The sequence below is a fragment of the Stenotrophomonas sp. SORGH_AS_0321 genome (assembly GCF_031453215.1).
In the GTDB taxonomy this organism is placed as follows: Bacteria; Pseudomonadota; Gammaproteobacteria; order Xanthomonadales; family Xanthomonadaceae; genus Stenotrophomonas; species Stenotrophomonas chelatiphaga.
This window is the reverse complement of the sequence record NZ_JAVIZG010000001.1, coordinates 629,976-643,794: the sequence shown is the minus strand read 5'-3', so window position 1 is coordinate 643,794 and position 13,819 is coordinate 629,976. Positions and strand designations below refer to the sequence as shown.

Below are 13,819 nucleotides of genomic sequence, written 5' to 3'. Positions count from 1 at the left end.
TGTGAGCCGCAGATGCGGTGCGTTTCGTCTGATCACTTCTTACGAGGTTGCATGCCGTGGATGATGCGCAGAACCCACCGACCGAGCTTGAGATCAGTTCCGAGCTGGCCTACAGCCACACCCCCGGCAGCCGCGTGGTCTGGCCTGGCGATGACCCTGACATCCTGCTGATGGACGCCTTCACAATTGATGGCAAGAAAGGGTTCGCGTGGGTCACTTTCGGGGCGGAGCTCAGGCACCTTCGTCTCATCGTTCAACATGAGAGCGTAGCCTGTGGCTGGGCGACGCACTTGCCTTTCAAGGATCTACAAATCGGCACGGCACGTGTCATATCGCTCGATGCTCATTCAACCGCTAATGTTGCAACGGCCATAGTGCATGTCCAGTTGCCCGACCTCTCGCAGGAGGTCGCACTGCTGAACATTATGCTGGCGGCATCAGACGTGCAGGATTCCGCAGATCATGCCGCGGTCACTTTGGAAGGCGCGGTATTGAACCGCGCCGCCGACAGCACCGTCAGAAGCGGAGGAACCCGCAGCGGCAACGTTATTGGCTGCGCCATACGCAATCAGGACTCATTACGGGTCTCTACATGGTCAACACGACACGACAGAACAAGCGCTATAATAAACTATAGCGAGATGCCCGGCTTCCCAAGCAATTCTGATGCAGAGCTGTTGTGGGCCATGACGCCGATTGCGCATAATCGGGCTGCCGTCGCGGCGGTAACCACCTCCGACGGGACGTCTACGCTGCGGAGTTGGATCATTGAGTACAATGATGAAGGCTATACCGTAACCAATGGCAGGACCCGCGATCTGCCCGGCGCACCGACAGGAGTGTTGGTCAACACCAATACGACAGGCTCCCATGCCGAGATCATCGTATCGACGCCAACCGCAAGCTCAATGCATCCGCTTGTGGTTGCCACTGGCATGCTTGCCGACGGCTTCGAGATTTTCCAGGGATTCATCCACGAGGCCTATATTGACCGGGATACTGAGGTTTCGTCGTACGCTTTCACAGGACGACACAAGGACGGCACCGAGAATGAACTGTTTGTCGTCGATACCCCTTATGTCAGCGACACCAGGATGCCTGCCCTTCCGCTGGGCGTACCGCATGCGGTAGCCAGACTGACGCACGATGGCGTTTTCACTGCCACGCGCTCCGACAGCAGCCTGATCTTCGACTATCACTCACGCATCCAAGGGCGGTGGAGCCGATACGCGGTTCACGAGGATCTGCCGATGGTTGGCGCCCCTCCGACCGATGCGATAATCGAGCAGGCACCTTATTACGAGGTCATCTGCCGGGCATTCTCCGCCGAGGTCCCGGTCCCGTCGGCACCCATCTTCCTGAGCATCGTAGGCGGTGGTGAAGTGCTGCTGCATATCGGCAGCACGTCACGGTGGGTGTCAAGCGACCGTCCCGTCCCGCTTTCGGCCGACAGATCGGGTGTATTGCGCTTACGCTATCGCGCCCAGGCGATCGACTCCGTCGCGCTGAAGTTCGACACAGTACCTCCCGGCGCTGTCGACGAGGCCATCGCGACAGGCGTCACTCATCAGCCCTCCACGCCTTACCTCCGGTACCTGGCGGGGCTGGAGACAGACCCGCATCCCACCAACCACACCCCGCTGCCGCGCGTCCATGGCGATGGTAGTGCATTGCGGACCATCCGCGACCCTGTAACAGATAACTTGGTATTTTCCGGATCAGACACCGACATGGCGGCCATCGAGGCGTCCATCAAAGAGATGGCCACCGCTGCCGTGGACAGTACCTATGACACCCGTTTCGTCCTCCAGTGCCGTCCAGCCACTGCTTTCGCCTTTCAACACTTCGACAGCGCCCGGGCATTCAACCAGCAGCTGAACACGTCCGGCGTTCTGGCGCTTTCCGATTATCTGGACTCCTTGTTTTCGTTTTTTGCCAGCACATCGCTTGCGGGCTTGGTGCTGCGTGAAGTCAAGCTCGAGGCGCAGGGCCCAAACGTGACAGCGGAGCTCTCGCTCTCGCTGTTCGGCGGCAGTCCGCTCACCACCAGAGTCAGCATCTCGCGCAAGGAGCTCAGCCACCTCGCCCAAGGCATACTCAAGCTTTTGTGGCCAGGCCTTCCACTGCTGGACACTGCAGTCCGATGGATATGTGCGGTCTTCAACTGGGATGAAATCAGGCGCACCCAGCAGGCACTGATGGCGCTCATGCAGAAAGGGTTGACGGACCAGGCGACCCAGCTCGCCACGCTGAAGGAGGATTTTCCGGCACTGATCAGTCATTTTCTCCCGGGCACGGCTTCAGCTTCCCTTACGGAACTGAGCGTCGGCGAATGTACGCTTGAAACCGGCAAGCCAAGCGGCGCCTTGGCCCACCGTGTCCGGGCCGAGTACGCAATTGGCAGGGCATCACTCCAGCAGGTCTATAGTTCCAACACCACGATTCCGCAGGATATACAGACTGACCTACGGACCATTTCCGACGTGAGCAGGCCCTTGGCCGAGGAGCAGGTACCTGCCTTGAGGGCCGCCTATGAGTCTGCCAAGTCGTTGTCCTCCCTGAACGCGACACGGGCCGACGACCTGCTCAAACCCGGGTTGACCGCGATGGACAACCTGTCGCCCTCCATTTCCCAGGCAGCGCCCGCCCTTTTCGACCTCTACGAGCATGGCACCGCCTTTGCCAACGAAGCACTGTTCAAGGATTGGCGGGATGAATTGCCCGTCTCGCTGAGAACGCTGTGGCACGCGGTGTTTGGTGACATGCCCCTGTCGGCTGCCGGCGCCAGCGCGCTGCTGGCGGCGTTTGCCACCAATGTTGCCTGGAAGATCCAGCACGGCAGAGCCTCCGAGCCCTTCCCGGACGGGCAAGCGCTTACCGAGGCCTACAATCTCGGGGTTGCACATGGCGCCAACCGCATCATTCTTGCGGTTGTGTCCGGCTTCGCCTCTGGAGTCGACAACGTCGAGCCCCACTTTGCGGTTGGCCTTGGCCTGATCGAATGCGGCGTCTACCATCTCGATTGGGTACTGGGGTACCTTGCCAATCCTATTGATGATGCAGCGCTTGGGGACTATGTGGCGTATGGCCTGGCGCTGATCGCCGGTTGGATTCAGACCTATTGCCGACTCTTTCGGCGCGCACTCCCCCCCGGCATACCCGACGTGGTGGCGACGGTGGTTGGGGCATTCCGTACAGGAGTGCTGATATGGGCTTTCAAGGGGTCCGACACGGTTTCCGGCGCCGATATCGTGCTTTTCCTCTCTGAACTCATCATCCTGCTCCCGGACCTCGCGTCCATGATCTCGCTGACTCCGGACCCGCGTTGGCCCCCTATATCGGCAGCCATCACCTTCTGCTGCATCGCAACTGCCGGCGCGCTGACCATCATCGGGCACAACATCGAGCCAAGGCCCGCGCCGCGACCGCGCCGGCCCTTCGCCATTGACCAAGCCGATGCGCTCTTCCGGGATAACAGGCGTACTGGATACCACTACAAAGTTTCAGGCGTCATGAATCGTGAGGTCGAGGTTTTCGACAGGTCCAGCAGCAGTTTCCGGTTGCTTGGAAGCTTGGGCCATGGCGGGCTGGATGTGCGGTCTGCTTACGGCTCCTGGGACAGCCCGGCGCAGTTAAGAATGAAAACCGGGGAGTTCAACGATACGTTGAGCAGACCCTACAGGCGCGTTGACTCTCACACGCCGCCACCGCCACCGCCACCGCCACCGCGACCCAGATCCACTGCCCAGGCCCGGAGAAACGCAGCGGTGGCGGTGCTGCAGGCAGCTGAACGCCAGGGCCGCAGAAGGAGGTGGTAGTGAACCGCACACATGCCCCCCCTGAATAGACGAGGCGTGCGCTCCAACGCAGCATCACCCCTCGGTGGGTGATGTGGAAAGGTTTGTTCACCTGATCCTTGGTGTTGTCCGGGCCTACAATGCGCTCTCCGCCAGCCTTGCGTGCCCGCCATGACCGATGCCAGTGTGCCTACCGAGGGCCAGCCCGCCGACGACCCGATCGCCGCTACCCGCCTGTGGCTGGAGCGCATCGTCATCGGCTTGAACCTATGCCCGTTCGCCAAGGCGGTCTATGTGAAGGAGCAGGTGCGTTACGTGCTCAGCGATGCCACCACGCCGGAAGCGCTGGTGGAAGAACTCGCCGAAGAACTGGTGCTGCTGCGCGATGCACCGGCCGAAGAGATCGACACGACGCTGATCATCCACCCCGACGTGTTGACCGACTTCCTGGACTACAACGACTTCCTCGACAACGCCGACGCCGCCATCGAGGCACTGGACCTGCAGGGCATCCTGCAGGTGGCCAGCTTCCACCCGCAGTACCAGTTCGAAGGCGTTGCGCCGGACGATGCCAGCAACTACACCAACCGCGCCCCCTACCCGATCCTGCACCTGCTGCGCGAAGACAGCGTGGCACGCGCGGTGGATGCGTTTCCGGACCCGGACGTGATCGTGGAGCGCAACATCCAGACCCTGGACCGGATCGGCGTGGAAGGTTGGTGGCGGCGCCTGCGCGGGCAGGACCTGTCATGAGCATCGTACCCGCGGTTGCGGCGTGGCCCGCCGCGCCCCTGGCGGGCAAGGTGGTGCTGGTGACCGGCGGTGCCAACGGCATCGGCCGCGGCATCGCGCAGGCCGTGCTGGGCGCGGGCGGCCAAGTGATGATCGGCGACCTTGACGTGGCAGCAGGCAAGGCCTGCCTGGCCGAATGGGATCGCCCGGCCGACGCGGCCTTCCGCAAGCTGGACATCACCGCCGAAGCCAGCGTGCGCGGCTTCATCGCAGCGGCCCTGAAGCGCTTCGGCCGCATCGACGGGCTGGTCAACAATGCGGGCATTGCCGATGCGCATGGCACCGCGCTGGCCGACATGGATTGGGCGCAGTGGCAGCGCAGGCTGTCGTCCCTGCATGGCGCCTTCCTGTGCAGCAAGCACGCCCTGCCGGCGCTGGGTGCCGACAAGCGCGGTGCGATCCTCAACATTGCTTCGACACGCGCGCAGCAGTCCGAACCACACAGTGAGGCCTACGCCGCAGCCAAAGGCGGGCTGCTCGCCTTCACCCACGCACTGGCGCTCAGCGCTGGACCGGCGGTGCGCGTGAACAGCATCAGCCCCGGCTGGATCAGCACGGGCGCATGGCAGGCGCCGACGCGGCGGCGCACGCCGTCACTGTCGCGTGCCGACCATGCGCAGCACCCGGTGGGCCGGGTCGGCCAGCCCGAAGACATCGGCGCGTTGGCGGTGTACCTGCTGTCGGACATGGCCGGTTTCATCACCGGCCAGGACCACATCGTCGACGGCGGCATGACCCGCAAGATGATCTACGTCGACTGAAACGCAGGCGCGTCAGCCGGCCATGCCGGAATGCCGCAGCAGCGCATCGATGCTCGGTGCGCGGCCGCGGAAGGCCTGGAAATTCTCCGCAGCACTGCGGCTGCCACCGCGGCCAATGATCTCGTCGCGGAAACGCGCGCCGGTCGCCGCCACGGCGTCCGGCGCCTCTTCGAACGCGGCATAGGCATCGGCACTGAGCACTTCGGCCCACTTGTAGCTGTAATACCCCGCCGCATAACCGCCGGCGAAGATGTGGCTGAACTGGTGCGGGAAGCGGTTCCATTGCGGCGGATGGTTGACCGCCACGTCCGCACGCACGCGGTCCAGCAAGGCCAGCACGGTGTCCTGCTGCGGTTCGAACTGGCTGTGGACCAGCATGTCGAACAAGCCGAACTCCAGCTGTCGTACCGTGGCCATGCCACTGTGGAAATTGCGCGCGGCCAGCATTTTTTCATACAGCGCGCGCGGCAACGGTTCGCCGGTTTCCACGTGGGCGGTCATGCCCTGCAGGTGGCTCCATTCCCAGCAGAAGTTCTCCATGAACTGGCTCGGCAACTCCACCGCATCCCATTCCACGCCGTTGATGCCGGCCACGCCCAGTTCGCCGATGCGGGTCAGCAGCTGGTGCAGGCCATGGCCCATTTCGTGGAACAACGTGGTCACTTCGTTGTGGCTGAACGTAGCGGGCGCGCCCTCGGCACCGCGGCCGAAGTTGCATACCAGGTAGACCAGCGGCGTCTGGACGCTGCCATCGGCCTGCACGCGGCGGTTGCGGCAATCGTCCATCCAGGCACCGCCGCGCTTGCCTTCACGTGCGTACAGGTCAAGGTAGAACTGGCCGACCAGTGCATCCCGGGCATCCACCACCCGGAAGAAGCGGACATCGTCGTGCCACACCGGTGCGCTGTCCGGCTGCACCCGCAATCCGTACAACTGCTCGATCACGGCGAACAACCCACCCAGCACCTTGGGCTCGGTGAAATACTGTTTCACTTCCTGTTCGGAATAGCTGTAGCGCGCCTGTTTCAGCTTGTCCGCGGCAAAGGTCAGATCCCAGGCCTGCAGGCTGTCCAGCCCCAGGACGTCGTGGGCGAACTGCTCCAGTTCTGTGCGATCCTTGCTGGCAAAGGGCTTGGCGCGCGCAGCGAGATCACGCAGGAACGCCAGCACTTCGGCCGGATCCTGCGCCATCTTGGTGGCGATGGAATACTCGGCGTAGGAAGCGAAACCCAGCAACTGCGCCAGCTCCGCGCGCAAGGCAAGGATGCGGTCGATGTGGGCGCTGTTGTCCAGCGCCGCCTCACCGAATTCCGAAGCGCGCTGCGCACTGGCGCGGTACAGGGTCTCGCGCAGGCTGCGATCTTCGGCATAGGTCTGTACCGGCAGGTAGCACGGCATCTGCAGGGTCAGCTTCCAACCCGGCGTGCCCTCCTTTTCAGCAGCAGCGCGCGCGGCAGCGCGGACATCCTGCGGCAGGCCGGCCAGGCGCGTTTCATCGTCGATCAGCAACGACCACGCATCGGTGGCGTCCAGCACGTTCTGCGAAAACCGGGCCGCCAGTGCGGAAAGCTCGGCCTTGATCGCCGTGAAGCGCGCTTTGTCGGCGCCATCCAGCTGCGCGCCGCCCAGGCGGAAATCCCTCAAGGTGTTGTCCAGCACCTTGCGCCTAGGCGCATCCAGGCCGGCCGCCTCCACCGAGGAGGCCAGCGCCTGGTATTGCTGGAACAGCGCGAGGTTCTGGCCCAGTGCGCTGCCGAAGTTGGTGACCCGTGGCAGGTTCTGGTTGTAGGCCTCGCGCAGCGCCGGGGTGTTCATCACCGCCTGCAGGTGGCCGACCTGGCCCCATGCGCGCCACAGGCGCTCGGTGGCATCGTCCAGCGGCACCACGAACGATTCCCACGTCACCGGCTGCACCTGTTCGGCGGCGGCGACGGCGGCTTCCGCGTCGGCCAGCAGCACGTCCAGCGCCGGTCCGATGTGTTCAGGCCGGATCTCGGAAAAACGCGGCAGGCCGGAAAAATCAAGCAACGGGTTGGTGGCGGTCATGGAAACTCCAGTAGCGGGTGCCACGCAGCGTGGCATGGTGCTGGATATGGCGCCGCGCCGTTGCGATGGCAAGGGGGATCAGATCGTTTCCAGGCTGCTGGTCGGCAGGCCGGGCAACGCGCCACCGGCCAATACCGCCGCCAGCGCCGCATCCGCAGCGGCCACGTCGATCCCCATCCGTTCATACCAGGAAGGATCGTAATAGCTGTGCGCGTAGCGCTCGCCGCTGTCACACAGGATGGTGACGATGCTGCCGCCGCGCCCTGCCGTACGCATCCACTGCGCGGCCTGCAGCACGCCGATGAAATTGGTGCCGGTGGATCCGCCGACGCGCCGCCCCAGGCGGCGGCTGACCTGGCGCATGGCGGCCAGCGCCAGGGCATCGGGCACCTTCACCATGGCATCCACGCTGGTCGGGATGAAGCTGGGTTCCACCCGCGGACGGCCGATGCCTTCCACCCGCGACCCGCCTTCACAGGTCAGGTGGCGCCACGGCTCACCGGCCAGCGCGGCACGGTAACCGTCATAGAACACGGAGACTTCCGGATCCGCGCAGAGGATGCGCGTGTCATGCCGGCGGTAGCTGACGTAGCGCCCCAGCGTGGCCGCCGTACCGCCGGTGCCCGGGCTGCAGACGATCCATTCCGGAATGGGATGCGGCTCTTCGGCCATCTGCTTGAAGATGGATTCGGCGATGTTGTTGTTGGCGCGCCAGTCGGTGGCGCGCTCGGCGAAGGTGAACTGGTCCATGAAGTGGCCGCCGGTCTCGCGTGCCAGCTGTTCGGAGGCAGCATTCAGGCCGCAGGCACTCTGCACGAGGTGGCAGCGGCCGCCATGGAATTCGATCGCGGCGATTTTTTCCGGCGAGGTGCTGGCCGGCATCACCGCGATGAACGGCAGGCCGAGCAGGCGCGCGAAATACGCTTCGGAGACCGCGGTCGAGCCACTGGAGGCCTCGATCACCGGGCGTCCGGCGCGCAGCCAGCCGTTGGCCAGCGCGTACAGGAACAGCGAGCGCGCCAGGCGGTGCTTCAGGCTGCCGGTGGGATGGCTGGACTCGTCCTTGAAATACACCTCGATGCCGTCGAACCCGGGCAGGTCCATCGGAATCAGGTGGGTATCAGCCGAACGGTTGAAATCGGCCTCGATCTTGCGGATGGCGGCAGCCACCCATTCACGCTGCGACATGGCGGAATCGTTGTCCGTGGTGGAACGGTGCGGTGCACGCATTCTACGCCGGACCGTCGTCATTCGCCGGTCGGTAGAATGGGCGTTTACGCCGTTTCCCGCCCGACCCGATAGGAGCCCCCCATGTCCCTTGCCGACCTGCAGACCGTCCCCGGCGTCGCCGCCCAGCCGCCGGCCGAGACCGCCGGCTTCGTCTTCAACCACACCATGCTGCGGGTGAAGGACGCGACCGCGTCGCTGGACTTCTACACCCGCGTGCTGGGCTACCGGCTGATCGACAAGCGCGACTTCGCCGAAGCCCAGTTCAGCCTGTACTTCCTGGCGCTGCTGCCGGCCGGCACGGTCGTGCCTGAATCCGATGCCGAGCGCCGCCTGTGGATGGCCGGCATCCCGGGTGTGCTGGAACTGACCCACAACCATGGCACCGAAGCGCAGGACGGCGCGGTGTACCACGACGGCAACAGCGACCCGCGCGGCTTCGGCCACATCTGCGTGTCGGTGCCGGACATCCAGTCCGCCTGCAAGCGCTTCGATGACCTGCAGGTGCCCTACCAGAAGCGCCTGGAAGACGGACGCATGAAGCACCTGGCCTTCATCAAGGACCCGGACGGCTACTGGGTCGAGATCATTTCCAACGCCTGACCCCCAAAAAAGGGGACGGAGGACATTAAGTCGTTTCTGGCACAATCGGGCCGCAAGCGACTTAATGTCCTCCGTCCCCTTTTCTGGAGCGTGCGCATGGAAACCAACGAGCTGCATCGCGGGCGATTGATCGACCACATCCAGCTGATCGTGCGGGATCTTGCCGCCAGCCGGCGCTTCTACCAGGCGGTGTTCGACACGATCGGCATCCCGATCGCCGGCGAAGGCGACACGTACTTCTGGGCCGACGAGCTGTTCATTTCCAGCGCGGACAGCGAGGCCGCCGCCGGCACGCTGACCGGCCGCCACCACCTCGCCTTCCAGTCACGCAGCCGCGCCACCGTGGATGCGTTCCACAGCGCCGCGCTGGCCGCAGGCGGCAAGGACAACGGCGCGCCCGGCGAACGCCCCTACCACCCGGGGTACTACGCCGCGTTCGTGCTCGACCCCGATGGCAACAACATCGAAGTGGTGTACCACGGCGAGGCCACCTACAGCGCCGGATCGGTGAAGGTCACGTTCTGACGTCCGCGATGCCCTGAAACGAGGAAGCCGGGCACTGCCCGGCTTCCGATGTCGCGATGTGCCGACGGCTCAGTGCGCGGCCAGGTAGATGTCCTGCAGCACCGCCTTTTCCAGCTCCAGCTCACCCAGCAGGTTCTTGACGATATCGCCCAGGCTGAGGATGCCGACCAGCGTCGCGCCTTCGGTCACCATCAGGTGGCGGCGTCGCGAATAGGTCATCAGGGACATCGCCTGCTTGAGCGTCGCCTCCGGCGCGATGCCGTCCAGGCCCGTCGACGGCACGCTGGAAATCACCCGACGGCCGGCCTGCGGACCGTCATCGGCGAGGCTGCGGACGATGTCCTTTTCGGAAATGATGCCGACCGGGGCACCGTCCTTCATCACCACCAGGGCGGCGATCTTGTTCGCGCTCATCTTGTGCGCGGCAGCACCGATCGTGTCTTCCACGTCGATGGTGATGACAGCTTCTTTCTTGGATTGCAGCAGCTCGCGGACGTTCATTCTTGTTTCCTGTTGCAGGTCACTGTTTCGAAAAATGTGCTCTGCCGATGCGCCCCCTCCCCGGGAACAGATCTTCCAGCGCACGTCTGGTAAAGCGCGGACGGGGCAGGTGAAACTGCTCGACGCCGCCCCGGCAGGCTCGATTCCATCACCACGACCATCGCTCACTACCCGCATCGACGGCACAGCACATCGTGGAACCAGCCAACGATCCAGAGAATGGCACTGGCGTAGAAACCGCTGCTGAACGCAGACCACGCGGCGCGCTCAAGATGCGTCGCCCACTGCCGAGATGCGGACAGAACGCCGGGGTTCTGTCCCAGTTGCAGCGCCGACGCCTGTGATGACGCGTTCGGAGCGCATGCTTCGTCTTTACACCCATGACATGCAGCGTCCTGCCGCAGCATGGTGGATTCGGCCTGTCCCGTCCCCCATGGTTAGGGCAGTGCACGGCGCCGCGCGCCGCGCTCCCCCTCCTCCCTGGATGTCCCCATGTCCCACCTGTTTTCCCCGTTCCAGCTGAAAGGCGTGACCCTGCGCAACCGCATCGCGGTGCCGCCGATGTGCCAGTACAGCGCCGTAGATGGCGTGCCCAACGCGTGGCACCTGGCGCACTACACCGGACTGGCCCGCGGCGGCGCCGGGCTGGTCATCGTGGAGGCCACCGGTGTTTCATCGGAAGGCCGCATCACCCCCGGCTGCCTTGGCCTGTGGAACCAGGCGCAGGCTGACGCACTTGCCCCGATCGCCGCCGCCATCGCCGAGACCGGCGCCGTACCGGGCATCCAGATCGGACACGCCGGGCGCAAGGCCAGTGCCAACCTGCCGTGGGAAGGCGATGACCATATCGCCGAAGACGATGCGCGTGGCTGGCCGACCCTGGCACCGTCGGCCATTGCCTTCGGTGGCGGTCTGTCCAAGCTGCCCCAGGAGATGACCATCGACGACATCAAGCGCGTGCAGGCTGACTTCGTCGCAGCCGCCGAACGCGCGCGTGATGCCGGCTTCAAATGGCTGGAACTGCATTTCGCGCATGGCTACCTGGCGCAGAGCTTCTTCTCTGCCTACAGCAACCGGCGCGATGACGCTTACGGTGGCAGCTTCGACAACCGCGCCCGCTTCCTGCTCGAAACGGTTGCCGCGGTACGCGCGGTGTGGCCGGCCGAGCTGCCATTGACCGCGCGCATGGGCGTCATTGAATACGACGGGCGCGACGAAGAAACCCTGTCCGAATCCATCGAGCTGGTCCGCCAGATGCGCGAACGGGGGCTGGACCTGCTCAACGTCAGCATCAACTTCGTCATTCCCACCGGTGTGGTGCCGTGGGGCACACCGTCCTTCCTGGCACCGATTGCCCAACGCGTCCGCAACGAAGCCGGGATCCCCGTGGCGGTGGGCTGGTGCGTGGATGGCGCTGAAGCCGCCGAAACCATCGTGCAGGAGCAGCAGAGCGACCTGGTGATGATCGGCCGCGCGCACCTGGCCAATCCGCATTACCCGTACCAGCTGGCGCAGGAACTGGGGGTCGACAACCCGGCCTGGGCCACCCTGCCCGCGCCGTACGCGCACTGGCTGGCGCGCTATCGCGGGCCGGGGCGCGCTTCGGCGCAGTAAGCAGGAGGCTTGACGTCAACGTCAACGTCAACGGCAAAAGCTGCACGCCGCTTGTTGGCGGGGCGGGGTGGCTGTGCAGGACACGCGGCAAGTACGTCCGTTTAGGCTCGCTTTTCTCATCCATGCGAAAAGACGGTCCTGCACAGCCACCCCGCCCCACCTTCGACAGGTCCATTGTGGCCATGGACCCGGCGGGGGTTGGAAGGGGTGGAAAAAAACGGGGTCAGAGTCCTTTCGCGCAGCGAAAGGACTCTGACCCCTGCCTTTGCTTTTTTATCTTCAATTGCGCGGGTGGCGGCGCCCGGAACCTGTCAGGGGTCGGGCGGTGGGGCTGGCGGGGGCGTTGAGCGCCATGGATGGCGCGAAACGAGGCCCGCAGCAGCGGCTCTTGCCGTCCCCCGACCAGCCCCACCGCCCGACCCAGCCCCCAGCTTCAGCCCCAAAGCCACTCGCGAGGACCCGCCCCCCGTCCCCTTTTTTCCGGGGGGTACTAGACCGTTACGCTCTTGGCCAGGTTATGCAGGCTCGCTTTTCGCATCCATGCGAAAAGACGGTCCTGCACAGCCACCCCGCCCCACCTTCGACAGGTCCATGGTGGCCATGGACCCGGCGGGGGTTGGAAGGGGTGGAAAAAAAGGTTCTTCTCCCATCTGAGGGGAGAAGGCGCACGGCCGACCAGCTAGATTTGTAGTTGTCGAGACAACAAACCGAGGCCGGCCGTGGCCAAGCTGGATTGTATGCCGTTGCTGGGAGGCTGGGCGGGGTATCGCCTGGATGGGTGGCGCCGCGAGGCACGTGGCGCAGCCACGTGGCTGGTGCTTTCGCTGGTGCCCGATTCACGCCGCCGCCGACGCTGCAGCGGATGCGACAAGTGGGTCGTGGCCGTCCACGACCAGACGCTCCGGCGGGTTCGTGACCTGCCTGTGTTCGATGCGCCGGTCGAGTTGGAGATCCAGCGACAGCGACTGGCCTGTCCTCGCTGCGGGCCAAAGCTGGAGCATCTGGATTGGTTGGAGCGGCATGCCCGGGTAACGCAACGGCTTGCGCAGAGCGTGGCACGCATGTGTGCCACGACCTCGATCCATGCCACCGCAAAGTGGCATGGCTTGGACTGGAAGACGGTCAAGGCACTTGATTTCAGGCATCTGGTGCAGACGCTGGGGCCGGTGGACCTATCGGACGTAAGAGTGATCGCGATGGACGAGTTTGCGATCCAGAAGGGCCATCGCTACGCCACCGTGGTGGTCGAGCCATCACGCAAGCGCGTGCTTTGGGTCGGTCGAGGACGCAGTCGCGCTGACGTGCGCCCCTTCTTCGAGTTACTCGGAAGGGACGGCTGCGAACGCATCCAAGCGGTCGCCATGGACATGAATTCGGCATTCGACCTGGAAGTGAAAGCCCAATGCCCCAACGCCGAGGTGGTCTACGACCTCTTCCATGTCGTGGCCAAGTACGGGCGCGAAGTCATTGATCGGGTGCGGGTTGACGAGGCCAATCGCCTACGCACCGACAAGCCCGCGCGACGGGTGGTGAAGACCTCGCGCTGGCTCCTGCTGCGCAATAGGCAAAACGTCCCAGCCGAGCAGCGCGTCCAACTCGAGGAGCTGCTGGCCGCCAACAAAGCCCTGCTGACCACGTATCTGCTCAAAGACGACCTGAAGCAGCTGTGGCGCTACCGAAGCCAGAGCTGGGCGGAGAAGGCCTGGCGGTCATGGAAGCATCGCGCCCTGCGAAGCGGGCTGGAGCCGCTGCGCATCTTTGTCCGCCGTCTGCAACCATATCTCCCGGGCATCCTGGCCCACTGCCGATGGCCGCTCGGGACGAACCTGGTGGAAGGCATCAATAACAAGATCAAGGTCATCAAGCGCGTCGCCTACGGATACCGAGACGACGCGTATTTCTTCCTGAAGATCCGGGCGGCCTTCCCCGGAGTTGGGTGAAGAACCGAAAAAA

The 13,819-nt window shown here is 64.3% G+C and carries 10 protein-coding genes; 7 read left to right on the top strand and 3 right to left on the bottom strand.

Going from position 1 to position 13,819, the window contains the following annotated elements:
• Positions 1-56 precede the first annotated feature (56 nt).
• From QE373_RS02710 to QE373_RS02700, 3 genes are all read left to right on the top strand, one after another.
• Complete coding sequence (locus tag QE373_RS02710) at positions 57-3,818, top strand: hypothetical protein (protein WP_309683372.1); 3,762 nt, start codon at positions 57-59, stop codon at positions 3,816-3,818.
• A gap of 150 nt (positions 3,819-3,968) precedes the next feature.
• On the top strand, positions 3,969-4,550 hold the full coding sequence (locus tag QE373_RS02705) for a DUF1415 domain-containing protein (protein WP_309683370.1): 582 nt from the start codon (positions 3,969-3,971) through the stop codon (positions 4,548-4,550).
• A complete protein-coding gene (locus QE373_RS02700) occupies positions 4,547-5,350 on the top strand; it encodes an SDR family oxidoreductase (protein ID WP_309683367.1) in 804 nt (267 codons plus the stop codon). The genes QE373_RS02705 and QE373_RS02700 overlap by 4 nt, the downstream gene beginning before the upstream one ends.
• Positions 5,351-5,362: 12 nt before the next feature.
• Here QE373_RS02700 and QE373_RS02695 read toward each other — a convergent pair whose 3' ends face one another.
• Together QE373_RS02695 and QE373_RS02690 are read right to left on the bottom strand one after the other, a co-directional pair.
• A complete protein-coding gene (locus tag QE373_RS02695) occupies positions 5,363-7,396 on the bottom strand; it encodes a M3 family metallopeptidase (protein ID WP_309683365.1) in 2,034 nt (677 codons plus the stop codon).
• A 78-nt stretch (positions 7,397-7,474) separates the two neighbouring features.
• Positions 7,475-8,584: a PLP-dependent cysteine synthase family protein gene (locus QE373_RS02690; protein ID WP_309683362.1), complete on the bottom strand. Its 1,110-nt coding sequence runs from the start codon at positions 8,582-8,584 to the stop codon at positions 7,475-7,477.
• Between the two features lie 123 nt (positions 8,585-8,707).
• Here QE373_RS02690 and gloA point away from each other — a divergent pair, with 123 nt between their 5' ends.
• Together gloA and QE373_RS02680 are read left to right on the top strand one after the other, a co-directional pair.
• On the top strand, positions 8,708-9,226 hold the full coding sequence (gloA, locus tag QE373_RS02685) for a lactoylglutathione lyase (protein WP_309683359.1): 519 nt from the start codon (positions 8,708-8,710) through the stop codon (positions 9,224-9,226).
• A 96-nt stretch (positions 9,227-9,322) separates the two neighbouring features.
• Positions 9,323-9,751 carry a VOC family protein gene (locus QE373_RS02680; protein ID WP_309683356.1) on the top strand — a complete coding sequence of 143 codons (429 nt, stop codon included), beginning with the start codon at positions 9,323-9,325 and terminating at the stop codon, positions 9,749-9,751.
• 69 nt (positions 9,752-9,820) lie between these two features.
• Here QE373_RS02680 and QE373_RS02675 read toward each other — a convergent pair whose 3' ends face one another.
• Positions 9,821-10,252, bottom strand: a complete 432-nt coding sequence (locus QE373_RS02675) for a CBS domain-containing protein (RefSeq protein ID WP_057508875.1) — start codon at positions 10,250-10,252, stop codon at positions 9,821-9,823.
• Positions 10,253-10,744: 492 nt separating this feature from the next.
• Between QE373_RS02675 and QE373_RS02670 the strand changes: the two genes are divergently transcribed.
• Both QE373_RS02670 and QE373_RS02665 read left to right on the top strand, forming a co-directional pair.
• On the top strand, positions 10,745-11,866 hold the full coding sequence (locus QE373_RS02670) for an NADH:flavin oxidoreductase/NADH oxidase (RefSeq protein ID WP_309683350.1): 1,122 nt from the start codon (positions 10,745-10,747) through the stop codon (positions 11,864-11,866).
• Between the two features lie 719 nt (positions 11,867-12,585).
• Positions 12,586-13,806: an ISL3 family transposase gene (locus tag QE373_RS02665; protein ID WP_309683344.1), complete on the top strand. Its 1,221-nt coding sequence runs from the start codon at positions 12,586-12,588 to the stop codon at positions 13,804-13,806.
• Positions 13,807-13,819 lie beyond the last annotated feature (13 nt).